Here is a 23,548-nt window from a genome sequence, read left to right as displayed (position 1 = left end):
ACCGGGTTGCTACAATCGCCGCTCTGTTTTCCAAATGCACCGGAGCGACCATGTCCCGCCAGATCATCAACACCGAAAAGGCGCCTGCCGCCATCGGCCCTTACTCACAGGCCGTGCGCGCCGGCAACACCGTGTACTTCTCCGGCCAGATCCCGCTTGATCCGGCGACCGGCGACATCGTCGGTGCCGGTGATGTCGAAGCCCAGGCCCGCCGCGCGTTCGACAACCTCAAGGCCGTGGCCGAAGCTGCCGGCGGTTCGCTGGACCAGGTCGTGCGCCTTGGCCTGTACCTGACCGACCTGGACGAGTTCGCCAAGGTCAACGCGGTCATGCAGGACTACTTCCAGGCTCCGTTCCCGGCCCGTTCCACCATCGAAGTCTCCGGCCTGCCGAAGGGCGCCAACTTCGAGGTCGACGCGGTGATGGTCATCGACTGACGCCCCCGTGGCACGCAAGGCGGCGGTCACTCCGGTCCTGTCACCGTCCGGCGAAGCATCCCTGGCGATGCTCGCCGGCGTGGGTCCGGCCGTGGCCGCCAAGCTGCAGGCGCGTGGCCTGGCCACCCTGCAGGATCTCTGGCTTCACCTGCCGCTGCGCTATGAGGACCGGACCCGGCTGACCCGCATCGAAGACCTGCGATCCGGCGTGCCGGCACAGGTGGAAGTGCGCGTCGTCGCGGTCGAGCGCGGCATGCGCTACCGGCCGATGCTGAAGGTGGCGGTCGAGGACGAGGGGCAGGGCACCCTGGTGCTGCGCTTCTTCCATTTCCGCCAGCAGCAGGTCGGCCAGTTCGCGGTCGGCAACCGCCTGCGCTGTTTCGGTACGCCCAAGCCGGGCCACCTTGGCCTGGAAATCGTTCATCCCAGCTACCAGGTGCTGGGGCGCAACGATGATCCTGAACTTGGCGACCGCCTCGATCCGGTGTATCCCACGGTGGAAGGTGTGGGCCCGATGACGATGCGCAGGCTGATCGGCCAGGCGCTGGATCGCCTGCCTGAAGAAGCCGCGCTGGAACTGCTGCCCGTCGGCTGGCTCGATGGCCTCGGCCTGCCGTCGCTGCGCAGTGCGCTGCTGACGGTGCACCGGCCGCCACCGGATGCCGACCTGGCCGCGCTGGCCGCCGGCACCCATCCGGCGCAGCGCCGGCTGGCGATGGAAGAACTGCTGGCGCACCACCTCAGCCTGCGTCGCCAGCGCATCGCGCTGCAGGCGCATCATGCGCCGCCGCTGGCCGGCCCCGGTGCGCTGGCCAAGGCCCTGCTGAAGCAGCTGCCGTTCGCCCTCACCGGTGCGCAGGCGCGCGTGTTCAAGCAGATCCGCGAAGACCTCGCGCGACCCCGTCCCATGCTGCGGCTGGTGCAGGGCGACGTGGGTTCCGGCAAGACCGTGGTGGCCGCGCTGGCCGCCATGCTGGCGGTAGAGCAGGGCAAGCAGGTCGCGCTGGCCGCGCCCACCGAACTGCTGGCCGAACAGCATCTCAACAACCTGCGCGGCTGGCTGGAACCGCTGGGCGTACGTATCGCCTGGCTGGCCGGCAAGGTCACCGGCAAGGCGCGCGCGAAGGTGATGGAACAGGTCGCCAATGGCGAAGCGCAGGTGGTGGTCGGTACCCACGCGCTGATGCAGGAGGCGGTGGTGTTCCAGGACCTCGCCCTGGCCATCGTCGACGAACAGCACCGCTTCGGCGTGCACCAGCGCCTGGCGCTGCGCGACAAGGGCGCCGGTGGCAACAGCGTGCCACACCAGCTGGTGATGACCGCCACGCCGATTCCGCGCACGCTGGCGATGTCCGAGTACGCGGACCTGGACGTATCGGCCATCGACGAACTGCCACCGGGCCGTACGCCGGTGCAGACCGTGGCCCTGAACAACGACCGCCGTCCGGAGCTGATCGAACGTATCGCCTTGGCCTGCGCGGAAGGGCGGCAGGTGTACTGGGTGTGTACGCTGATCGAGGAAAGCGAAGAGCTGGATGCCACGCCCGCACAGGCCACCTTCGAATCGCTGCAGGCGCTGCTGCCGGGCGTGCGCGTGGGGTTGGTGCACGGGCGGATGAAAGCCGCCGAGAAGCAGGCGACGATGGTCGCGTTCAAGGCCGGTGACATCGACCTGCTGGTGGCGACCACGGTGATCGAAGTGGGTGTGGACGTGCCCAATGCCTCGCTGATGGTGATCGAGAACGCCGAGCGCTTGGGCCTGGCCCAGCTGCACCAGCTGCGCGGTCGCGTCGGCCGCGGTTCGGCGGTGTCGCGCTGCGTGTTGCTGTACCAGGCGCCGCTTTCGCAGATGGCGCGCGAGCGTCTGCAGACCATGCGCGACACCAACGATGGCTTCGTCATCGCCGAGAAGGACCTGGAACTGCGCGGGCCGGGCGAACTGCTTGGCACGCGGCAGACAGGCCTGGCCGGCTTCCGCATCGCCGATCTGGCACGCGACGCCGGCCTGCTGCCCGGCGTGCATGACCTGGCCGAGCGCCTGCTGGCGCAGCAGCCCGCACTGGCCGACCGCGTGGTCAAGCGCTGGATCGGCGCGGCCGTACGCTACGCCTCGGCCTAAGCGACCTCTGTGCGCTGCGCGCGGGAGTCGAGCATGGCTCGACTCCACAGACAGCGCCTTCGATCATTTCCATGTTCATCCACGCATTGCGTGGATGTGTCGACCACGGTCGACACCTGGCAGAGCAGAACGCCGTTCCGACAGACCGCGGGAAACTGTCGGAGGCGGACCCACCCCGCCATCCCACAGAAAACCAGCTTTCGCCGTTGCTCTGGCGTTTGCCGTTGATTCGGCGGGTGCAGGGCACAGCCCTGCCAGAACCCCCATACTTGCAACGGTCATCATCCCGGTCCACACTTCGTTGCCGATCTGAAGACGGCAACGATGACCCACAAGATCCCCCTGTTGATCGACACCGATCCCGGTGTGGACGACGCCCTGGCCCTGCTGATGGCCTTTGCCGATGAACGGCATGACGTGGTCGCCCTGACCATCGCCGCCGGCAATGTCGGCCTGCAGTACACCGTCCGTAACGCCCTCAAGCTCTGCGACATCGTCGGCCGTCCCGACGTGCCGGTGTTTGCCGGCAGCCCCGATCCGCTGCTGCATCCCTCCGTCGATGCCGCGCATGTGCACGGCCGTGATGGCTACGGCGATGTCGATCTGCCACCGCCGGGCCGACAGGCCGAAGCCGAGCATGCCGCGCTGGCGATCCTGCGCCTGTCGCACAAGCATGCCGGCGAACTGATGCTGGTGATGCTCGGCCCGCTGACCAACCTGGCGCTGGCGCTGAAGCTGGACCCGACCCTGCCTCAGCGCATCAAGCGCATCGTGGTGATGGGCGGCGCGGTCACCTGCCACGGCAACATCACGCCGGCGGCGGAGTTCAACATCGCCTTCGATCCGGAAGCGGCGCACGTGGTGTTCACCGCATTCAAGCACCTGCTGGTGTCGGACTGGGAAGCCACCGTCGCCCACGGCCTGCCGCTGCAGCAGGCCGAGACGTGGCTGCAGGCCGATTCGGAGCGCGCCCGCTTCTATGAGCTGATCTCGCGCAAGACCCGTGGCCTGTCCGAAGACAGCAAGGGCGGACGCTGGTACACCGCCGATGCCCTGGCCATGGCCTGGGCGCTGAACCCGGAAGGGCAGCTGCGGGTGGAATCGCGGCCGCTGAACGTGGAACTGAACGGCACGTTCAGTCGCGGCGCGACCCTCGTCGACTGGAACCGCCAGACCGGCCAGCCGGACAACTGCGACCTGCTGATGGCCTACGATCAGGCCCGCTTCGAAAGCCTTGTGCGGCAGGCACTTGGCGCAGACTGAGCGCGGATCCACGCAACCGGTTGCCCCAAGGGGCGGCCGGTGCTTATAATGCCGCTCTTGACCACCAGCCCATTTACGGTGTGAGCCCATGAAGGCCGATATCCATCCGAACTACCGCGACGTCGTCTTCCATGACGTCACCTCCGATTTCAAGATCCTGACCCGCTCCACCATGGCGACGAAGGAAACCATCCAGTGGGAAGACGGCAACGAATACCCGCTGGTCAAGGTTGAAATTTCCTCGGCTTCGCATCCGTTCTACACGGGCAAGCACAAGGTCATCGACACCTCGGGCCGCATCGACAAGTTCCAGAAGCGCTACGCGCGCTGATCTGTCGATCCCGCTCCGAACCGACGGCCGCGCTCTGCGCGGCCGTTTGTTTTTCCCCGGCGCCTGCCCAACAGGCGTTTGGATGGACAGAACACTGCGTTCGCGTGACAACGCTTTTGCCGATCCGGGCCACTCGCTGGCCGGGTTCCGGCCGCCTGCCGTCTACGACTTCCGTCTAGCACCGGGCAAATGCTGCTGTGCGATAATGGCGTGATCCACGACACAGGTCGTGGACGTCATTCACGTGCCTGACCAATGCGCTTGGGCAGGCGCCTTCCCATGAAGGAGCGCACACAGTGTCCGATCTTGATCAGGTCACGCTCAACGCCGGCGACACGTCGGTCGTTCTGCCCGTCATCAAACCCACCCTTGGCAACGACTGCGTCGACATCGCGAAGCTGACCAAGGAAACGGGGTACTTCACCTACGATTCCGGCTTCACCGCGACGGCCAGCTGCAAGTCCGCCATCACCTACATCGACGGCGACAAGGGCGTGCTGCTGTACCGCGGCTACCCGATCGAACAGCTGTCGGAAAAGTCGAGCTACGTCGAAGTGGCCTACCTGCTGATCAACGGCGAGCGTCCGAGCGCCGAGCAGCTGAAGGCCTTCACCGATGAGCTGGCTGCCGAGGCCAACGTCCCCGATTCGATCAACACCCTGATCGGCAGCTTCGCCAAGGATGCCCATCCGATGGCCATCCTGGCTGCCGCGATCGCGCAGCTGTCGGCCGTCTACCACGACGCGCTGGACCTGTCCGACGCCGAACAGCGCCGTCAGGCCGCTGTGCGCCTGATCGCCAAGGTGCCGACCCTCTCCGCGCTGATCTACCGTCACGGCAAGGGCCTGCCGGCCAACACGCCCGACACCTCGCTGGATTACGTCAGCCGCTTCCTGAAGCAGACCTTCGAGTCGGCCGACGGCCAGTACGAACTGAATCCGGACGTGGTCAAGGCGCTGGACCTGCTGTTCATCCTGCACGCCGACCACGAGCAGAACGCGTCCACCTCGACGGTGCGCCTGGTCGGCTCGACCGGTGCCAATCCGTATGCGTCGGTTGCCGCAGGCGTCACCGCGCTGTGGGGTCCGGCCCATGGCGGTGCCAACGAAGCCGTGCTGAAGATGCTGGAAGAAATCGGTTCGGCCGACAACGTGGAATCGGCCGTGCTCAAGGCCAAGGACAAGACCTCCGGCTTCCGCCTGATGGGCTTCGGCCACCGCGTCTACAAGAACTTCGATCCGCGCGCCAAGGTCATCGGCGAGATGACCAGCAAGGTGCTCAAGCAGCTGGGCGTGCAGGACCCGCTGCTGGACGTGGCCGTGAAGCTGGAGCAGGCCGCGCTGCAGGACGACTACTTCGTCGCCCGCAAGCTGTACCCGAACGTCGATTTCTACAGCGGCATCATCTACAAGGCGCTGCAGATTCCGACCGAGATGTTCACCGTCATGTTCGCCCTGGGCCGTACCTCCGGCTGGGTGTCGCATTGGCTGGAACAGCAGGTCGATCCGGAAATGAAGATCGGCCGTCCGCGCCAGGTCTACACCGGCAGCGACGTGCGCGACTACCAGGGCTGATCGCCCCGCAATCGCAACGTGGAAGAACGCCCCCGCAAGGGGGCGTTTTTTTTTGCCCATGCCGTGGTCGTGCCCTGGTCGGAGCAATGCCGAAAGCGTCGCATTCTGCTGGTCACGGCACGCGCGATGCGTGTGTGATGTCGCAGAAGTACGCGTAATCGGCAATCAAGAAACGTTGCATGTACACCGCAGGAGCCGATCAATACCTTGACCGCGCTGCTGGCAGGGCAGGTCCGTGCCGGCAGTGCTTCCATCCAGGAGGCAACCCAATCCATCAGAGAGAGAAACCATGTCGCACATGTTCAAGAAGGCCGCCCTGGCCGTGGCGCTCGCCGGCGCTTCGCTGACCGCGCAGGCCGCCGTGGAAACCAACATCACCGTGTGGGCGAACGTCGATCCGACCCTGTCCCTGCTCAAGGCCGACGGCACCGCGCTGCCGGACGCGGTGCAGCTGGTCTACCGCGCCGGCGGTGCCGGCCTGTCGTCGTGGAGCGAAGATGTGCGCATCTTCACCAACGACACCGAGAAGGACGTCAGCGTGCGCCTGGCGGCCGACGCCGTGCTGCGTCCCGACCTGGCCGCACCGGGTGCCATCAACGTGCCGCTGACGGTCAGCCTCAACGGCCGCGCCCTGGAGACCACCCCGATCGACTTCGCTGCAGACGACCTGTTCGACAGCGCGATTCCGGGTGCGTCGATCGCCATGCCGCTGCGCGTGCAGCAGACCGTGTCCGGCGAGATCAACTTCGCGGGCCTGTACAGCGGCACCGTTGCGCTGGTCGTGTCGCAGAACACCGCCGCGCCGTAATCCCCACCGCGCCGGCCCGTGCGCGGGCCGGCCGGCCATCGGTTGTCTCCCCATGTTGATACCTGCACCTGCCCACAGCCGGCTGGCGGTCGCGCTCGCCCTGACGTTGGCCATTCCGGCCCTGCCGGCTGTCCACGCACGGCCGGTACCGGCCGGTTTCGAAGACCTCGCCAGCGGCCAGACCGAGCGTGTCGAGGTACGCCTGTTCGGGCAGTCGGCCGGCCTGTGGTCCGCCTGGGTCACGCTGGATACGGTGCAGCTGGACCAGCCCGCGCAGGTACTGGAAGCCCTGGGTCTCAGCGCCGATGCGCGCGACGCGCTGCAGGCGGCACTGGCTGCACCGCTGCCGCGCAACAGTCATCTGGCCTGTCCCTACGGCCAACCGGATCCCGGCTGCGGCTGGATCGACAGTCCGGACGATCCCGCGCAGGTGCACGCCATCTTCGATGAAAGCGACGGCGTATTGATGTTGTTTCCGGCACGCCGGTGGCTGCCACAGCAGAGCGCGCAGCGCTCGCCGTTCCACCAGGTGTCCGAGCAGGCACAGAACGCGCTGCTGCAGCAGCAGACCGTGAATTTCAGCGGGGGCGATGGCTATCAGGCGTTGAGCGTGCAGGGCAGCACGGTGCTCGGCGTGCTGCGCGATGGCCATGTCGCCAGCAGCTGGAACTACAGCCGCCAGGCGCGGCAGGGTTATCGCGCGCATGACCGCTTCCAGCTGGACGATCTCTACTATCGCCACGATCTTGCCCAGCGCCACTACGTGCAGCTGGGCCGCATGGACCGGCGCAATCTGTCCAGCCAGCAGGGCGGCACCTTCGGGTTCGGCATGCTGCCGCTGGATCGCTTCGAGGGGCTGCGCGTGGGTACCACGCAGGCCTACGTCGATACCGACGCGAACGTCACCTCCACCCCGTTGACCGTGCTGCTCGGCCGTGATGCACGCGTGGATGCCTTCGACGGTGATCGCCTGCTGCAGACCTTCTACCTGCAGGCCGGTGTCAACGATCTCGATACGCGCCGGTTTCCGCTCGGCAGCTACACCGTCACCCTGCGCATCTATGAGGATGGCCGCTTCGTGCGCAGCGAGGAGGCGCCCTTCAGCCGGGGCGGCGACTGGTCCGAGCGCAGCCTGCAGTGGTTCGTGCAGGGCGGGCGCCGTCGTGCGCATGCGACACGTGCAAGTGACATCGGCGATGCGTCCGACACGGCGGTACAGGCGGGGTTGCGCATCCCCCTTGCGCGCAACTACGGCATGACAGCGGGTATCGCCCGCGTCGCCGATACCGGTTACGGCGAACTGCGCCTGGAGGGACGCCAGCAGTTCGGGCGGCATGACCTGCAGGCGATGGTCGGCGTGCTGAACGGAGGCGACGGCAGCCACGGCCTGCAGCAGCAGCTGAGCTATCGCCACTACGCCTCCTGGAATGTCTATCGGCAACGCCTGCGTGGCGGTGCGTGCCAGAGCAGCACGCCGGTGCTGCATGACCGTTTCGGTTGTGTCGATGCGCTCAGTGCCTCGGTATCGGCGCCCCTGTTCGGCGGCAGCCTGTACCTGGGATACACGCGCCGACGCAGCTTGACCCCGGAGTGGAGCCTGCCCGGCGAAGACGACGATGCCTGGACGGGCCTGCCGCCGGGCCTGTTGCCGCCTCATGTGCCGGCGCTGCGTCCTGCGCAGACCTCGCGCAGCCTGCAGGCCAGTTACAGCCGTACCCGGCAGTGGCGTGGACTGAGCATCGGCAGCCGGCTGGGCGTGTGGCAGCAGGACACCGACACCGGCAGCGGGCGCGGGCCTGCCCGTGATCGCGGCCTCTACCTGAACATTGCAGTCTCGCGGCTGCAGCGGATCGACGACGGCAGCGTGCAGCAGCGCGTGGCGCTGGACATGCGCCAGCCTCAGCACAGCCGCCCGGATGCCCGCCTGGGCCTGTCGCATTCGCTGCGGCAGGAGCGCGACGGCGACGCGCGCGATCTGGGCGCCGAGCTGAGCGCGTACAACGACGACCGCTACAGCGCGCTGGCCAGCGCCCGTATCGACAACCGCTTCGGGCAGAGCGGTGCATCGGTGTCGTACTACCAGCACCACGGTGGGGGTGAACTGGCCTACAGCGGCAACCACACGTCGGGGCTGTCGCTGTCCGCACGCGGGCTGCACTGGGGCGGCGCCCATGGCGCCGATGCCGGGGTAGTGGTCAGCGTGGACGATGCGCGCGATCTGGAGCTGAGTGGCGCGGCTGCCGACATCCGCGCCGGCAGCAACCGGCGCCGCATCCTCGGCTTCGGCGAGCGCCGGCTGCTGCCGCTGGGCGGCTACCAGCGCCACCGCGTGGACGTGCAGGACGCCAGTGCGCACGACAGCGACGCCGCAGTGCGTGTCGCCCGCCTGGGCGCGGCGCAGCACGCCTTCCTGCTGCCGGGAAAGGTGATCGCGCTTCCGGTCACGCTGGACGTGACCTACACCTTCATCGGCAACGCACGCGACATCGCCGGTACCCCGCTGGAAGGCGCCCGCATCCTCAATGCGCCGGTGCCCTCGCTGGGCCGCGACGGCGGCTTCATCGCCGAGTTCCCGCAGCGCGAGCCGGTGCTCTACCTGCTGCGTGCAGGCGACCTGCTGCAGTGCCCGCTCACCGTGCGTGAGCGCCGCAGCGTGGTGCTGCTGGTCGGCCAGGTGCAGTGCGAACCGCTGGCGCTGGAGCAGTTGCCGGCACCGATCCGCCACCAGGCGCGGGTACAGCGCCTGTTGAACGAACTGGCCCCGGTGGCGGGGCGCAACGAACGCAACGTGATGAGTGGAGGTGCGCGATGAGGACCGCATGGAGGCTGCTGCTGGCCGCGGCCTGCCTGCTTGGCAGTGCACAGGCGCTGGCACAGCGCCCACCGGCAACGACGCCGGCAACCGGCGTGATCACCACCGACATCGTCCGCACCTTCGACCGCTCCGCGCCCGAAGCGCTGGAGCTGTGGGCGCCCAGGACCGTGCTCGGGTATGGGGAGGTGGAACTGGGGTACGGGAAGATCCATTTGACGTGTGACGGTGAGCTAACTCACGCGCGCTGCCCGACTCTGGATACGGGAGGCCCCCCGTCAACGAGTTCGTTTCCCCTGGAGTTCCGTGAACAGCGAAGTGGTCAACGCATCGACGTCAATGTTACTGGCTGGCTGGAGCGGGTCGAGTGGCAACGTTACTGCAGTGTCGATTTCTGGGATCCGCGCAGGTATCCGATTTGGACATCCTTCTTCGCTGAGTGCTTTGTGCCACCGGGTGGTACCGCAGTCGCGCTGCTCGTGCAGCAGGAGGACATCGGCGGTCTGGTCGCCGGCCACTGGACTGCAGAACTCCGCCTCAACCTGCGCATCGATCCTGACGGCCCGATCATCGCCACCCACGTGTTCCGGTTCGATCTGACCATCACCGATCGCGACCGCACGATGATCTACCTGCCCGAGTTCGGCATGGCCGAGCCGCTGGTGGGCCTGCAGCTGGACTACCGGCTGGTTCCCTCGCCCGGCACGATCGGTGGCACCGCCGTGCTGGACATGTGCCTGTACGACGGCATGGGCTCGCAGAGCGAGTATCTGGCCATCACCGCGCGTGACATGGGCCCCGCGGCGCCCGGCCGTCCGGCATCGCAGTACTCGGTCTGGCACCGCGACGGTGGGCGCGAGGCGCAGGACCGCCTCGACTACCAGCTCACCCTGGACCACAGCGGCCAGAAGATCGCCCTGCGCAACAACGAGGAAGTGCTGCTGCGCGGCATCGATACCGCCGAGCTGCGGCTGGTGATGCTGCCCGACATGAACCAGTGGGTGTACTGCGTGCCCACGCCGCTGACCCTGGAAACCCCCCGTGTGCCGGCGTCCGAGAAACGCGAGGGCTACTACGACGGCCGCCTCAAGCTCGAAATGCGCCTGCCGACCGACCGCCTCTGACCTTCCCCTGGAACCCGATCCCATGAGCAAGATTCCCCTGGCCGGCACGCTGCTGCTGGCCCTTCTGCCAGCGGCACCGGTGCTGGCCAATCTCAACGTCCACCCCATGCGCGTGCACGCCGAAGCCGGCAAGACCACGACCGTGCGCGTGCACTCGCAGTCGCCGCAGCCGCAGTACGTGCAGGCCACGGTGAAACGCATCCTGCACCCGGCCAGTGACCACGAGGAAGAAGTCGATGAGGCCGTCGGCACCGCAGCGGTCATGGCGGTCACGCCAGGACGCTTCGGTCTGGCAGGAGGCGGCACGCGCCTGATACGGATCATTCCGCTGCAGCCGGTCGAGCAGGAAACCGCGTTCCGCATCTACTTCGAAGGCGTACGCGGTCCTGATGACAGCACGCCGGAGGTGCCGGTGCAGGGCGCCAGCGCCACGCTGGGCGTCAGCCTGGTCTGGGGCGTGCTGGTCAATGTGCTGCCCGCCGAGGGGCGCGTCGAGATGGCCCTGGACGGTGATCGCCTGTTGAACCGCGGCACGCTGCGGCTCGGCGTCAACCAGGTGCAGGACTGCGCCGCGGACGGCCGCTGCACCACGCACGAGATCAAACGCAGCCTTTACCCCGGCGCGGCGATGACGCTGCCGTTCGTGCCCCGCGCCGGTGGGCGCGTGGAGATCGACTACCGGCTCAGCCATGCCGGCTTCCGCGAGCACCGGCAGACGCTGCAGCCCTGACCGCCCATCACTGGCCTTGCGCCCCCCAGGTTCCCGTTTCCCAACCACCGAGACATCGATGAATCGCATCTACCGTTTGATCTGGAATACCCGACTGCGTTGCTGGGCGGTTGCCAGCGAGCACACCCGTTCGCGCGGCAAGCCGGCTTCGGCGGCACGCCCGCTTGCCGCCGCCCTGTGCGCGATGTTGGCCGCTCCCGCATTCGCGACCGAGCCTGCACCGGATCCGTTGAGCGTGCCCGACGCCATTGCAGCGGAGGCTGACGCAGCACCGGCAGAGTGGGACGCGTTGATGAGCGCGTTCATCGGCTCGCCTGCCACGTCGCGCAGTGTCGGCACTACCAGCTACCAGAACGTGCTGATCGGTGGGGGTTCCACGGTCAACAGCACCAAGGGCGTGGCCATCGGCGTGGGTTCGGTCACGGCGTTCGACGGCATCGGTATCGGCAACAATGCCAAGGGACTTGCCGGCGGCGTGGCCATCGGCATCAATGCGGGCACGGGAAGCGGCGAAGGGGGCACTGCGATCGGCAAAAGCGCCACGGCGCTGGGAGTCGGGGCCGTCGCGATCGGCCTCAACAGCTACGTTGGCGCGTCCGGTAACAGTGCGGTCGCGGTCGGGCGCAATGCCCGGGCCGAGGGTAGCGATGCCACGGCGATGGGGCCGAGGGCACAGGCGTCGGGATCCAGATCGGTAGCGCTGGGCAACAATGCGCAGGCACAGGCGCAGGGATCCGTCGTCATCGGTGACGGCAGCAGACTTGCCAACGGCAACGCACACCACGCCATCGTGATCGGCAGCGGTGCGCGCTCCGGCGGCTACGATGCGGGCATCGCCATCGGCCAGAACGCCGTGACCGACGGCCACGGCAAGGCCGTGGCGCTGGGTGCCAACGCCAATGCCGGGCAGAGCAACGCAGTGGCCCTGGGCGCCGGCTCGGTCACCAGTGCCAGCAACCAGGTCTCGGTGGGCAATGACACCCTGAAGCGCCGCATCGTCAATGTGGCCGATGGCACCCTGAGCACCACCAGCAGCGAAGTGGTGACCGGCAAGCAGCTGCACGCCACCAACCAGAGCATCGCCAGCGCGACGGGTACGGCGAACGCGGCGAAGACGGCCGCAGACCAGGCTGCGACGAAAGCCGGGCAGGCCTTGGCCAGGCTGGATGGCAGCCGCATCGCGATCGGGACCGGTGCCACTGCAACGGGCACCAACAGCACCGCCATCGGCAATGCCGCCGATGCGTCCGGTGGCTACAGCAACGCCCTGGGTTTCCAGGCGTCCAGCGCCGGCAGCAACGCCGTGGCGATGGGCACCCTGGCATCGGCGGACGGCAGCAGTGCAGTCGCGCTGGGCAATCGCGCGCGGACCGAGGGGGGCGACAACGGCGTGGCCATCGGCAATGCGGCGTTGGCCTACAACAATGACGGTCTTGCACTGGGCAACAATGCCCGCAGCGGCGTCAATGCGGCCGGTGAGCGCGTTGCCGCGTCCAACGGCGGCGTGGCGCTCGGCACCGGCTCGCGCAGCGGCAATGGCGGCGTGGCATCGGGCCTGCGTGCCTCGGCCACCGGCGATCGTGCCGTGGCCATCGGCAACGACGCCAAGGCAGATGTGACTCACGCCAGCGCGTTGGGCTACATGGCCGCGGCCACCGCGGACCAGGCCACGGCACTGGGCCGCGGCAGCGCGGCCAGTGCGCGCTTCGCCACCGCGGTCGGCAACCTTGCAGAAGCGAAGGCCGAGAGCAGCGCTGCGCTGGGTGACCGTGCCTCGGCCACCCATACCGGCTCGGTGGCGCTGGGAAGTTCCTCCACCACGTCCGGCAGCAACCAGGTCTCAGTCGGTAATGCCACGCTCAAGCGCCGTATCGTCAACGTGGCTGATGGCGTGCTGAGCAGCACCAGCACCGATGCGGTGACCGGCAAGCAGCTGCATGCGACCAACCAGAATGTCACCGCAGTCACCCAGGCGGCTACGTCGGCCCAGACGGATGCTACGCGCGCGCTGACGGCGCTGGCAGGCACCAGGACGGCAGTTGGCCAAGGGGCGGCGGCAGGTAGCAATGCTGTGGCGGTGGGCCATTCGGCGATGGCCGAAGGGTCCTACAGCAATGCCGTCGGTTATCAGGCCAGCGCGGGCGGCTCCAACGCGGTGAGCGCGGGCACCCTGGCGGGCGCCGCGGCTGACTCCTCGGTGGCGCTGGGCAATCGTGCCGCCGTGGATGCCACCTCCAGCGGCGCCATCGCACTGGGCACCAACGCCAAGGTCAATGCGCAGGCGGGCAACAGCGTCGCCCTGGGCGCGGGCTCGGTGGCGACCGGCGCCAACCAGGTCTCGGTGGGCAGTGCCACGGTGAAGCGGAACATCGTCAATGTGGCTGACGGAACGCTGAGCACCACCAGCGCCGAGGCGGTGACCGGCAGGCAGCTGCATGCCACCAACCAGAACCTCGCCACGGTGAATGCGCTGGCCAACACCGCACACAGCATCGCCAACGATGCGCAGACCAAGGCCAACGCGCTGGGGGGGCTGCTCAGCCAGAGTGCCGGCAACAGCGACGTCCGCGTCGGTGCCAGCAATACCGGTGGCGCGGTGGACATGCGCAACCAGTCCAGCGCCAACCGTCGCGTCACCGGCGTGGCCGACGCGGCACTCAGCAGCACCAGTGCCGATGCGGTCAGTGGCCGGCAGCTGCATGCCACCAACCAGAACGTCACGCAGGTCACCGCCACCGCCGCCACGCTCAGTGGCCTGGTCGGCCAGGCGGCAGCCGGCGGCGATCTGCGGCTGGGCGCGCAGAACAGTGGCACCGTCCTCGATGTCCGTAACCAGGGTAACGCCAGCCGTCGTATCAGTGGCGTCGCCGCTGGTGTGCTGAGTGCAGCCAGTACCGACGCGGTGAGTGGTCGCCAGCTCAACACCACCAACCAGAACGTGACCACGGCCACCACCCTGGCCAATACGGCGCACAGCGTGGCCAACGCCGCCCAGTCCACCGCCAACGATGCACAGGGCAAGGCCAACGTGCTCGGTGGCCTGCTCAGCCAGACCTCGTCCACTGGCGACGTACGCCTGGGTGCCGCCAACAGCGGTGACGTGCTGGATGTGCGCAACCAGGGCAACCAGGCGCGTCGCGTGCACGGCGTTGCCGCCGGTCAACTGTCGGCCACCAGCGACGATGCAGTCAGCGGCCGCCAGCTGTTCGACAGCAACGCGCAGATCGCCCGCAACCGTACGGACATCGACCGCCTGCGCGAGGACTTCGAGGGCTTCGATCCGGACCTGTCCGATGTGGTGCGTTTCGACGCAGGCGGCAATGTCGACCTGGAGGGTGGGCGCCTGCTCGCCGTAGGCGACGGGCAACTCAGTGCCGACAGCCGTGAGGCGGTCAATGGCGCGCAGCTGTTCGCCACCAATACGAAGGTGACCGAGCAGGGCGTGCAGATCGCTTCCGCGCGGGAAGACCTGGACGCGTTGCGCGTGGACTTCGACAACTACACGCCTGACCTGGGCAGCGTCGTGCAGTTCGGCGAGGACGGCACGGTGGACCTGAAGGCTGCGCGTCTGGTCGCTCTGGCTGAGGGCGAGATCGCGGCAGGCAGCCGCGAGGCGGTTACGGGCGGGCAGCTGTTCGTGACGAATGAGCGGGTGTCGGTGCTGGAGGAGGCGCAGAAATACTTTGTCGTGGGATTTGATGAATGGAGTGAGGCTGCGCAAGCGGGGCTTCTTGCGACATCAATTGGCAGTGACACTAAGGCGATGGCGGAAGGGGCCACTGCGGTTGGCAGTTTTGCCCAGGCTAGAGCCAAGAATTCGGTGGCACTGGGCCGAGCTGCGTTGGTGCATGAGGGCGCTGAAGACGGATTTGCGTTGGGCGCGCGCTCACAGGTGCATGTCCGCAATGGTGTTGCGCTCGGTGGAGGCAGTCAGGTCCGACCGGAGGCAATGAACAGTGTCGCGCTGGGGCATGACTCGTTGGCCTATGGTGCGAATGAAGTTTCGATCGGGCATGCGGACCTTAAGCGTCGCGTTACCAACGCCGCAAAGGGTGTTCAGGGTCATGACCTCACCACCGTCGACCAGCTCTCCGGCGTGGTGAACGCTCTCGGCGGCGGCGCGGGCTTTGCCGCGGACGGCAGCGTGATTGCTCCTTCCTACGGCGTGCAGGGCGCTGTACACGGCACGGTAGGCGATGCACTGGCCGCGCTGGATGCAGGCGTGGACAGCAATCGTGGCGGACTGGATGCGTTGGACGCGCGCCTGGATACGCTGGATCAGGCGCGGGCGATGGCGGATGCCAGTGCCGTGCGCTTCGGCGCCGACCGTTCCGCCGTCGACTTCGGTGGCGCGCGCCTCATCAACGTCGGCGAGGGTGATATCAGCCACGCGGGCAGCCGGGAGGTGGTCACGGGCGGGCAGCTTCATGCCAGCAACCAGCGGATCGCGGGCCTGGAGGAGAAGCACCTGTATGCGGTCGTGGGCTATGACGAGCTGAGCAAGCCAGCGGAAGCGGCGATCCTGGGTACTGCGTTGGGTAGTGATGCAAGGGCTCTGGCGGAAGGCGCAACAGCCATCGGGAGCTATACACTGGCTCGGGGCAAGAACTCCGTTTCGTTGGGCCGGGCCGCGTACGTGCATGAGGGTGCAGAGGATGGCTTCGCGTTGGGCGCTCGCTCCCAGGTGCAGATCAAGAATGGTGTTGCGTTGGGTGGAGCGGCGAAGGTTCTGGCAGAAGCACGTAATAGCGTTGCTCTGGGCTACGGATCCATAGCTACGGAGGAGAATGAGGTTTCACTGGGCGGAGCCGGAGCGCGACGGAGAGTCACCAACGCAATGAACGGCCGCGATGCCAGCGACCTCACCACCGTCTCCCAGCTCCGCAGCGCCTTCGCGGCCTTCGGCGGCGACATGCGCATGGATGCCGACGGCAACATCGTCGCGCCGGAGTTCCACGTGCAGGGCCAGCGGCAGGCCACGGTCGGTGATGCGCTGAAGTCGCTCGACGGCGCGGTGGTCGACACGCGCCGGGATCTGGCCAGCATCGATGCGCGTTTCGAGCGCCTGTTCGACGATGGCGGCCTCCGCAGTGACGGTACCGGCCAGCTGCGGCTGGCCGGGGAGCACGGCAGGGTGCTGGGCAACGTGGCCAACGGCATGATCGCGCCGGGCAGCCGCGATGCGGTCAATGGCGGTCAGCTGCACGCCGTGCAGCAGCAGCTCAACGGCCGTATCGACGGACTGCAGTCGCAGATCGACGGGTCGGCGACGGCCAGCCGCCAGGCAGCGGTGGACGACGTCGCTGGCGAGTCGCCGGCGGACAGCCAGACCCCGGCCCCGCCGGTCAAGGACGCGCCGTCGGTGGCCTCCACCGACACGCCGAAGCCGAAGCCGGAAGCCGACGATCCGTTGCCGCAGGTGGACTCGCGTGCCGTGGATCAGGCGGTGAACCAGGCGCAGGCCTACACCGACCAGGCGATGGCCAGCGTGGACCGCCGGCTGGACCGGATGGACAAGCGCCTGAACCGCATGGCGGCAATGGGCAGTGCGCAGGCGGCGATGGCGATGAACACCGCCGGCCTGCAGACCTACAACCGCCTCGGCGCGGGTGTGGGCCATGCCGAAGGCGAGTCGGCGCTGGCGGTGGGTTACCAGCGCGTGCTCAACGAGCGCGGCTCGGCCACCTTCAGCCTCAATGGTGCCTTCACCAACAGCGGTGAGCGCACCGTGGGCGTGGGCTTCGGCGTGGGCTGGTAACCGGCAGGGCGACGCGGTCCGGTCGCCCTGATGCATGACGACGCCCCACGCGGTCCGCCGCGTGGGGCGTCTGCGTTGTGGGGCTCAGATGCTGCCGAGATAGCTTTCGATCTGCTCCTGGCTGAGCAGTTCGCGCAGCTGGGCCTGCGAGGCGCGCCGCATCGGCTTCTCGTCGACCGGTGACAGCGGTGCCTGGCGCAGGGCGTCATACGGCAGCACAGCCAGGTCGAACGTCAGTTCCTCCGCACTGAACACCCAGACCGGCACGTCCAGGCTGCGCTCGCGGTCCAGGCGCAGCCGGCGCACGCGCGACTCGGCCGGAATGCCCTGTTCGTCCAGGAAGCGATGCACGGCTTCGGGGTCGTCGCTGTGCAGATGGACCTGCACGGGGCTGTTGGCATCGGCGGTGCCGTCCAGCACCGGGCCGACCAGGCGCGGGGCGAAGGCATGCAGGAATTCCAGTGCGCGCAGCGCACCTTCGCGACGGCGCTGCAGCTCGTTGCCGTGCTGGGGACCAGCGAACAGGCGCTGGTATTCGCGCAGCGCGTCCTCGATCTCGACATTGCGGGGCAACGAGGCATCGTCATGGATGCCAAGCCGGCTGGCCGCCTTCAGTTTGGCCTGGTGGAAGTCGCGGATGCCGCCTTCGGCCATCAGGCGGGCGGCTTCGTGGGCGAGGCGGTGACGACGCTCACGGGTCTGGGTGGTGGCATGCTGGCGGGCGCGATGCATGCGGGAACTCCTGTTGCGACCTGGCTACAGACTAGCGCAACGGTGTGACATCTGCGTGGGCAATGGAGAAGGGATGCGGGGCCGGGCCCACGCTCGGCTGGCCGGGCCGTCGAGCCGGGCATGCGCCGGCTCGACGGTGACGCCCGCGGCACGCGTCAGAAGATATCGAACGCAGCCGCGTCGGCCTGAGGGGTATTGAGGTTCAGGTCATAGTCCGTCAGGCGATCCATGTCCTCCACCTTGACCCATTCGGTCGCGCCGTTGAGCGTGGTCTGCACCATGCCGCTGGGCGGGTCGTTCTGCGCGATCGGCGTGTCCTTCAGCGCGGTGCGCATGTACTCGATCCAGATCGGCAGCGCGGCCTTGCCGCCGTATTCGCGGTAACCCAGCGAACGGAAGTCATCGCGGCCCACCCACACGGTGGTCACGTACGGGCCGCCGAAGCCGGAGAACCAGGCATCGCGGTGGTCGTTGGTGGAGCCGGTCTTGCCGCCCACGTCCTCGCGGCCGAGCACCTTGGCCTGGGTACCGGTACCGCGCTGGACCACATCGCGCATCATCGACACCAGCTGGTAGGCGGTGCGTGCATCGATCGCGCGCGGCGCGGTGCGCGCATCCGGGTTGACCGGTGCGGCAGCGGTTTCGGTGGTGGCCTGCGCCTTGGCGGCGGCCGGGTCCGGCGTGGGGGCCGGGGCACCGAAGTTGAAGCCGTCCACGACCTGACTGACCGGCTGGTCGCTGCTGCCGGCACAGTCGCGGCAGGCCAGTGCCGGGTTCTCCTTGAACACCAGGTTGCCGTCGCGGTCGTTCACCTGGTCGATCAGCCAGGTGTCCACGCGCGAGCCGCCGTTGGCGAACACGGCATAGCCACGGGCCACCGACAGCGGGGTCAGCGAGGCGGTGCCGAGCGACATCGACAGGTTCGGCGGCAGCTCCGATTCGGCGAAGCCGAACTCGCTGATGTACTTGCGGGCGTAGTCCACGCCCATGCCGTCGAGCAGGCGCACCGAGACCAGGTTGCGCGACTGCACCAGGGCTTCGCGCAGGCGCATCGGGCCGCGGAAGCCACCGCCATCGTTCTGCGGTGCCCAGGTCTTGCCGCGGCGGTCGCGGAACACGACCGGGGCATCAAGCACGATCGAAGCCGGGTTGTAACCCTTGTCGAACGCTGCGGCATAGACGAACGGCTTGAAGCTCGAACCGGGCTGGCGACGGGCCTGGGTGGCGCGGTTGAACTTGTTGCCGGAGAAGCTGAAACCGCCGACCAGCGCCTTCAGCGCACCGCTGTGGGCATCCAGCGAGACCAGCGCGGACTGACCGCGCGGGATCTGGTCCAGCAGCCACTCGCCCTCCTTGTCGCCGGCGCGCACACGCACGATGTCGCCGCGCTGCACCAGCTTGCCGGGGGTCTTGTTGGTCCACCGGGCGGCACCGGCCGGCAGCACGATCTCGCTGCGGTTGGCCAGCACCACCGTGGCGCTGCCATCGGCACCGGCGCTGGCAACGATCGCCGGCAGCAGGCCTGCCTGCGCCGGGATGCCGCGCAGATGTTCGGCCAGGGCTGCGGCATCGTCGCCGGCCCCCAGCTGCACCTGCTTCTCCACGCCGTGCCAGCCGTGGCGGTGGTCATACAGCAGCAGGCCGTCACGCACCGACAGGTTGGCCGCGGTCTGCAGGGTCGAATCGATGGTGGTGGTGACGTGGTATCCCTTGTTGACCACATCGCCGCCGAAGCGCGCGATCATCTCCTGGCGCACCAGTTCGGCCACGTAGGGCGCCTCGACCTGCACCGGCGGCTCATGCGCGGTGGCATGCATCGGCACGGCCTTGGCCGCATCGGCCTCGGCCTGGCTGACGAACTTCAGATCGGCCATGCGCTGCAGCACATAGTTGTCGCGGCGCTGGCGGGCGCGTTCCGGGTTGGAGATCGGGTTGCCGGAGGAGGGGAACTTCGGGATGCCGGCCAGCGAGGCCATCTCATCCAGGTCCAGTTCGGCCAGCTTCTTGCCGTAGTAGAACTCCGCTGCCGCGGCCACACCGTAGGCACGGTTGCCGAAGAAGCTCTTGTTCAGGTACAGCTCGAAGATCTCGTCCTTGCTCAGCTCGGACTCGATCTTGCGGGCCAGCAGGATCTCGGCCAGCTTGCGGGTGTAGCTGTACTCGGAACTGAGGAAGAACTGGCGGGCCACCTGCTGGGTGATGGTGGACCCGCCGGGCACGCGCTTGTCGTTGGTGGTGGCCAGCAGCCACACCGCGCGGGCGATGCCCTTGTAGTCCACGCCGCCATGTTCATAGAAGCGGGCGTCCTCGGTGGCCAGGAAAGCCTGCTTGAGCTTCTCCGGCACCTCCTTCATGGTGACCGGGGTGCGCCGGGTCTCGCCGAACACCGCCATCAGCTTGCCGTCGGCGGCATAGACGTACATCGGCTCCTGCATCTCCACGTCGCGCAGGGTCTGCACGTCGGGGAGCTTGGAGGACACAGCGTAGTAGAGACCGCCCACAGCGGCCGCACCGATCAGCGCCAGGACCAGGACAATCAGGAAGATCCAGCGCAGCCAGCGGCGGAGTCGAGTCATCGGGTTCAGATTCCGATTGCGAATTTCGTGGTCGCAGAGTATAGATTACGCAAGGTGGCGGCTGGGGTCGGCACCGGGGAGCGCAAGGGGAAACGCCAGGGGCTGCATCGTGAACCTGTGAGGGAATTCACAGCAGGGCGGTTGCCATTTGCTAAGAATACGTTATTAATGCGCGGTCGCAGTTCTTGCGTCCAAGTGCCCGTCGGCAGGGGAGAAACCGTGGGGCTCATCCCAAAAAGTCAGTCGCCGCTTATTGGCGTCGACATCAGTTCGACTGCGGTAAAGCTGTTGCAGCTTTCCCGCAGTGGCAATCGTTTCCGTGTGGAACATTACGCCGTGGAACCACTGCCGCCGAATGCGGTCGTGGAGAAGAACATCGTCGAGGTGGAGGCCGTGGGTGAGGCCATCCGCCGGGCGTTGAACCGTTCCGGCAGCAAGGCGAAGCAGGCCGCCGCCGCCGTGGCCGGCTCGGCCGTGATCACCAAGGTGATCCCGATGCCGGCCGAGCTCGACGAGAACGACATGGAAGCGCAGATCGAGCTGGAAGCGGTCAACTACATTCCCTATCCGATCGAGGAAGTGAACCTGGACTTCGAGGTGATCGGGGTGATCCCGAACAACCCGGAGATGGTCCAGGTGCTGCTGGCCGCGTCGCGGTCCGAGAATGTGGAACTGCGCCAGTCGGCGCTGGAACTCGGCGGCCTCCAGGCCAAGGTGATGGACGTGGAGGCCTTCGCGGTCGAGAACGCCTTCGCCCTGGTTGCCAGTGAGCTGCCGGTGTCCACCGACGGCGTGGTCGCGCTGGTCGACATCGGCGCCACGATGACCACCCTGAACGTCCTGCGCGGCGGGCGCAGCCTGTACAGCCGCGAACAGGTGTTCGGCGGCAAGCAGCTGACCGACGAGATCATGCGCCGCTACGGCCTGAGCTACGAGGAAGCCGGCCTGGCCAAGCGCCAGGGCGGGCTGCCGGAAAGCTACGAGATGGAAGTGCTGGAGCCGTTCAAGGAAGCCACGGTCCAGCAGATCAGCCGCCTGTTGCAGTTCTTCTACGCCGGCAGCGAATTCAATCGTGTCGATCATATCGTGCTGGCCGGAGGCTGCGCGGTTCTTGGGGGCCTGCCGGAAATGGTCGAGGAGCAGCTGGGTGTGCCGACCGTGGTCGCCAATCCGCTGGCGCAGATGACGCTGGGACCGAAGGTGAACGCGCATGCGCTGGCCCAGGATGCTCCCGCGCTGATGATCGCGACCGGTCTGGCGCTGAGGAGCTTCGACTGATGGCACGCATCAACCTGTTGCCCTGGCGCGCCGAACGGCGCAAGCAACGCCAGCGCGAGTTCTACGCAATGCTGGGCATGGCCGCCGTGGGTGGCCTGCTGCTGTCGCTGATGATCTGGTTCTACTACGACCGCCAGGTCAGCGGCCAGATGGACCGCAATGCCTACCTGCAGGCCGAGATCGACAAGGTCAAGGAGCAGAACAAGGAGATCGACCGCCTCGACGCGCAGAAGGAGCGGCTGCTGGCGCGCAAGAAGGTGATCGAGGAACTGCAGGCCAAGCGCTCGCAGATGGTCCACCTGTTCGACGCGCTGGTGCGCACCATTCCCGATGGCGTCGTGCTGACCGCCCTGAAGCAGGAAGGGGACACCCTTACCCTGGAAGGCCGTACCCAGTCCAACGCCCGCGTTTCGGCGTACATGCGCAACCTGGAGACGTCCGGCTGGATGGCCAGCCCGGAGCTGTCGATCATCGAGGCGCGTGAGCCGGACAAGGACAAGGACGGTCGCCCGGGCCCGGTATCGGACATCAAGGCGCTGCCGTATGTGTTCGTGGTCAAGGTGAAGCTGCCGGCGCAGAGCGAGGAGGCCACCGCGCCGCCGGGCCTGAATGCCGATGGCACCGTGGCACCGGCCGCAGCCGCCGAACCGGTCGCACCGCTGTCGGCCGCGCCCGCCGCACCGGCCACCGCACCCGCCACCACGCCGCCCCCGGCAACGGCCCCGCCGGCCGCTGCGCCGGCCAAGCCGGAGGGCAGCCGCCTGGCACAGCCGCCGCAGGCCTTCCACGCCCCGTTGCAGGGGGATCGCGCATGAGCCAGAAGATCGATCTCAAGAACCTGGATTTCAACGACATCGGCAACTGGCCGCAGAAGGCCAAGATCGTCTTCTGCGCGCTGCTGGCGCTGGTCATCATGTTCGTGGCGTGGATGCTGCTGATCAGTGGCAAGCGCGAGGAACTGGAGGGCCTGGAGCGGCAGGAGACCGAGCTGCGCACCGAGTTCACCAAGCAGCAGGAACGTGCGGTGAACCTGGCGCCGCTGAAGCAGCAGCTGGCACAGATGGAGCAGGTGCTGCAGCAGATGCTGCGGCAGCTGCCGAGCAAGACCGAAATGCCGGACCTGATCATCGACATCTCGCAGACCGCGTTGTCCAGCGGCCTGTCCAACGAGCTGTTCGAACCCGAGTCCGAGCAGATCAAGGAGTTCTACGCCGAGAAGCCGATCAAGCTGCGGATGGTGGGCAGCTACCACCAGTTCGGTGCGTTCGTCAGCGGCGTGGCTTCGTTGCCGCGGGTGGTCATCCTGACCATGCACGACATCAACCTCAAGCCCAAGGACAAGACCAGCGGCAACGTCCGCGCAGGTGCGCTGGAGCTGTCCGGCACGGTCAAGACCTACCGGTATCTGGACGAAGCCGAAGTGCAGGCGCAGCAGAGTGCTGACGCCGGCAAGGAGGGCGGGAAGTGATGCGCGCACAGATCGTACGCGGGTCGATGGTGCTGGCGGTCCTGCTGCTGGCCGGCTGTGGCCGCGGCGTGACCAGCACGCCGGGCGATGCGCCGAACCTGGAGAAGTGGGTGGAGGGCGAGCGTGCGCGACCGGCGCAGCCGCTGGAGCCGCTGCCGGTGATGCAGCAGTTCGAGACCTTCGAATACTCCGCGCAGGGCATGCGCGATCCGTTCACCGATGCCTGGACCAATCCGCAGCAGGGGAACGGCGGATTGCGACCGGACCCGAACCGGCGCAAGGAGCCCCTGGAGGGCTTCCCGCTGGACGCACTGGATATGGTCGGCACCATCGGCACCGGCGGCAGCACCGTCGCGCTGGTGATGGGGCCGGACAAGGTCACCTACCGGGTCCGCCCGGGCGGCTACCTGGGGCAGAGCGACGGGCGGGTCACCGCGGTCTTCGAGGACCGCGTTGAACTGATCGAACTGGTGCCGGATGGCGCGGGTGGTTGGCTGGAACGGCCAGCGACGCTCGCGCTGGAAGATCAATGATCGTT

Annotated in this window: 16 protein-coding genes; 14 read left to right on the top strand and 2 right to left on the bottom strand. The window is 67.5% G+C overall.

Features of this window, described 5'->3' with window-relative positions:
- The first annotated feature begins 50 nt into the window (after positions 1-50).
- The 10 genes from AC06FB_RS17330 (at position 51) to AC06FB_RS17285 (ending at position 16,956) form a co-directional block, all read left to right on the top strand.
- The gene (locus AC06FB_RS17330) at positions 51-437 is read left to right on the top strand and encodes a RidA family protein (protein WP_478053939.1); all 387 of its coding nucleotides are present in this window, start codon (positions 51-53) and stop codon (positions 435-437) included.
- Between the two features lie 7 nt (positions 438-444).
- Positions 445-2,556 (top strand): ATP-dependent DNA helicase RecG, encoded by a 2,112-nt coding sequence (gene recG, locus AC06FB_RS17325; protein ID WP_478053938.1) that lies wholly within the window; start codon positions 445-447, stop codon positions 2,554-2,556.
- A 324-nt stretch (positions 2,557-2,880) separates the two neighbouring features.
- Positions 2,881-3,819 (top strand): nucleoside hydrolase, encoded by a 939-nt coding sequence (locus AC06FB_RS17320; RefSeq protein WP_065175735.1) that lies wholly within the window; start codon positions 2,881-2,883, stop codon positions 3,817-3,819.
- 88 nt (positions 3,820-3,907) lie between these two features.
- Positions 3,908-4,150: a type B 50S ribosomal protein L31 gene (locus AC06FB_RS17315; protein WP_005410871.1), complete on the top strand. Its 243-nt coding sequence runs from the start codon at positions 3,908-3,910 to the stop codon at positions 4,148-4,150.
- A gap of 296 nt (positions 4,151-4,446) precedes the next feature.
- Positions 4,447-5,724, top strand: coding sequence for a citrate synthase (locus tag AC06FB_RS17310; RefSeq protein WP_053520043.1), 1,278 nt, complete (start codon positions 4,447-4,449; stop codon positions 5,722-5,724).
- A 289-nt stretch (positions 5,725-6,013) separates the two neighbouring features.
- Entirely contained in the window at positions 6,014-6,532 is a 519-nt protein-coding gene (locus AC06FB_RS17305) for a CS1 type fimbrial major subunit (RefSeq protein ID WP_065181680.1), read from the top strand.
- Positions 6,533-6,584: 52 nt separating this feature from the next.
- Complete coding sequence (locus AC06FB_RS17300; protein ID WP_478053937.1) at positions 6,585-9,344, top strand: TcfC E-set like domain-containing protein; 2,760 nt, start codon at positions 6,585-6,587, stop codon at positions 9,342-9,344.
- Positions 9,341-10,468, top strand: coding sequence for a CfaE/CblD family pilus tip adhesin (locus AC06FB_RS17295; RefSeq protein WP_478053936.1), 1,128 nt, complete (start codon positions 9,341-9,343; stop codon positions 10,466-10,468). The genes AC06FB_RS17300 and AC06FB_RS17295 overlap by 4 nt, the downstream gene beginning before the upstream one ends.
- Before the next feature lie 22 nt (positions 10,469-10,490).
- The gene (locus tag AC06FB_RS17290) at positions 10,491-11,198 is read left to right on the top strand and encodes a pilus assembly protein (RefSeq protein ID WP_478053935.1); all 708 of its coding nucleotides are present in this window, start codon (positions 10,491-10,493) and stop codon (positions 11,196-11,198) included.
- 58 nt (positions 11,199-11,256) lie between these two features.
- The gene (locus AC06FB_RS17285) at positions 11,257-16,956 is read left to right on the top strand and encodes an ESPR-type extended signal peptide-containing protein (RefSeq protein ID WP_478053934.1); all 5,700 of its coding nucleotides are present in this window, start codon (positions 11,257-11,259) and stop codon (positions 16,954-16,956) included.
- Between the two features lie 84 nt (positions 16,957-17,040).
- Here AC06FB_RS17285 and AC06FB_RS17280 read toward each other — a convergent pair whose 3' ends face one another.
- Both AC06FB_RS17280 and AC06FB_RS17275 read right to left on the bottom strand, forming a co-directional pair.
- On the bottom strand, positions 17,041-17,688 hold the full coding sequence (locus AC06FB_RS17280) for a hypothetical protein (RefSeq protein ID WP_459040106.1): 648 nt from the start codon (positions 17,686-17,688) through the stop codon (positions 17,041-17,043).
- Between the two features lie 155 nt (positions 17,689-17,843).
- Complete coding sequence (locus tag AC06FB_RS17275; protein WP_053518448.1) at positions 17,844-20,264, bottom strand: penicillin-binding protein 1A; 2,421 nt, start codon at positions 20,262-20,264, stop codon at positions 17,844-17,846.
- A gap of 219 nt (positions 20,265-20,483) precedes the next feature.
- Here AC06FB_RS17275 and AC06FB_RS17270 point away from each other — a divergent pair, with 219 nt between their 5' ends.
- The 4 genes from AC06FB_RS17270 to AC06FB_RS17255 are packed head-to-tail and all read left to right on the top strand — an operon-like array spanning position 20,484 to position 23,543.
- Positions 20,484-21,542 carry a pilus assembly protein PilM gene (locus AC06FB_RS17270; RefSeq protein WP_053518451.1) on the top strand — a complete coding sequence of 353 codons (1,059 nt, stop codon included), beginning with the start codon at positions 20,484-20,486 and terminating at the stop codon, positions 21,540-21,542.
- Positions 21,542-22,357 (top strand): PilN domain-containing protein, encoded by an 816-nt coding sequence (locus AC06FB_RS17265; protein WP_478053933.1) that lies wholly within the window; start codon positions 21,542-21,544, stop codon positions 22,355-22,357. The genes AC06FB_RS17270 and AC06FB_RS17265 overlap by 1 nt, the downstream gene beginning before the upstream one ends.
- Positions 22,354-23,010 (top strand): type IV pilus inner membrane component PilO, encoded by a 657-nt coding sequence (locus AC06FB_RS17260; RefSeq protein ID WP_053518455.1) that lies wholly within the window; start codon positions 22,354-22,356, stop codon positions 23,008-23,010. Before AC06FB_RS17265 ends, AC06FB_RS17260 begins: the two co-directional genes overlap by 4 nt.
- A complete protein-coding gene (locus AC06FB_RS17255) occupies positions 23,010-23,543 on the top strand; it encodes a pilus assembly protein PilP (RefSeq protein WP_053518457.1) in 534 nt (177 codons plus the stop codon). The genes AC06FB_RS17260 and AC06FB_RS17255 overlap by 1 nt, the downstream gene beginning before the upstream one ends.
- The last annotated feature ends 5 nt before the right edge of the window (positions 23,544-23,548 follow it).

It is taken from the genome of Stenotrophomonas sp. Steno-C15, from assembly GCF_056393265.1.
Note: the sequence above shows the minus strand (reverse complement) of the source record. Positions and strands in the feature narration are given on the sequence as shown.

Coding starts and splice junctions, on each gene's coding strand:
- AC06FB_RS17305 (WP_065181680.1), top strand. CDS start 6,014: ATGTCGCACATGTTCAAGAAGGCCGCCCTGGCCGTGGCGCTCGCCGGC.
- AC06FB_RS17255 (WP_053518457.1), top strand. CDS start 23,010: ATGCGCGCACAGATCGTACGCGGGTCGATGGTGCTGGCGGTCCTGCTG.
- AC06FB_RS17300 (WP_478053937.1), top strand. CDS start 6,585: ATGTTGATACCTGCACCTGCCCACAGCCGGCTGGCGGTCGCGCTCGCC.
- AC06FB_RS17295 (WP_478053936.1), top strand. CDS start 9,341: ATGAGGACCGCATGGAGGCTGCTGCTGGCCGCGGCCTGCCTGCTTGGC.
- AC06FB_RS17280 (WP_459040106.1), bottom strand. CDS start 17,688: ATGCATCGCGCCCGCCAGCATGCCACCACCCAGACCCGTGAGCGTCGT.
- AC06FB_RS17320 (WP_065175735.1), top strand. CDS start 2,881: ATGACCCACAAGATCCCCCTGTTGATCGACACCGATCCCGGTGTGGAC.
- AC06FB_RS17265 (WP_478053933.1), top strand. CDS start 21,542: ATGGCACGCATCAACCTGTTGCCCTGGCGCGCCGAACGGCGCAAGCAA.
- AC06FB_RS17290 (WP_478053935.1), top strand. CDS start 10,491: ATGAGCAAGATTCCCCTGGCCGGCACGCTGCTGCTGGCCCTTCTGCCA.
- AC06FB_RS17260 (WP_053518455.1), top strand. CDS start 22,354: ATGAGCCAGAAGATCGATCTCAAGAACCTGGATTTCAACGACATCGGC.
- AC06FB_RS17275 (WP_053518448.1), bottom strand. CDS start 20,264: ATGACTCGACTCCGCCGCTGGCTGCGCTGGATCTTCCTGATTGTCCTG.
- AC06FB_RS17285 (WP_478053934.1), top strand. CDS start 11,257: ATGAATCGCATCTACCGTTTGATCTGGAATACCCGACTGCGTTGCTGG.
- AC06FB_RS17315 (WP_005410871.1), top strand. CDS start 3,908: ATGAAGGCCGATATCCATCCGAACTACCGCGACGTCGTCTTCCATGAC.
- AC06FB_RS17330 (WP_478053939.1), top strand. CDS start 51: ATGTCCCGCCAGATCATCAACACCGAAAAGGCGCCTGCCGCCATCGGC.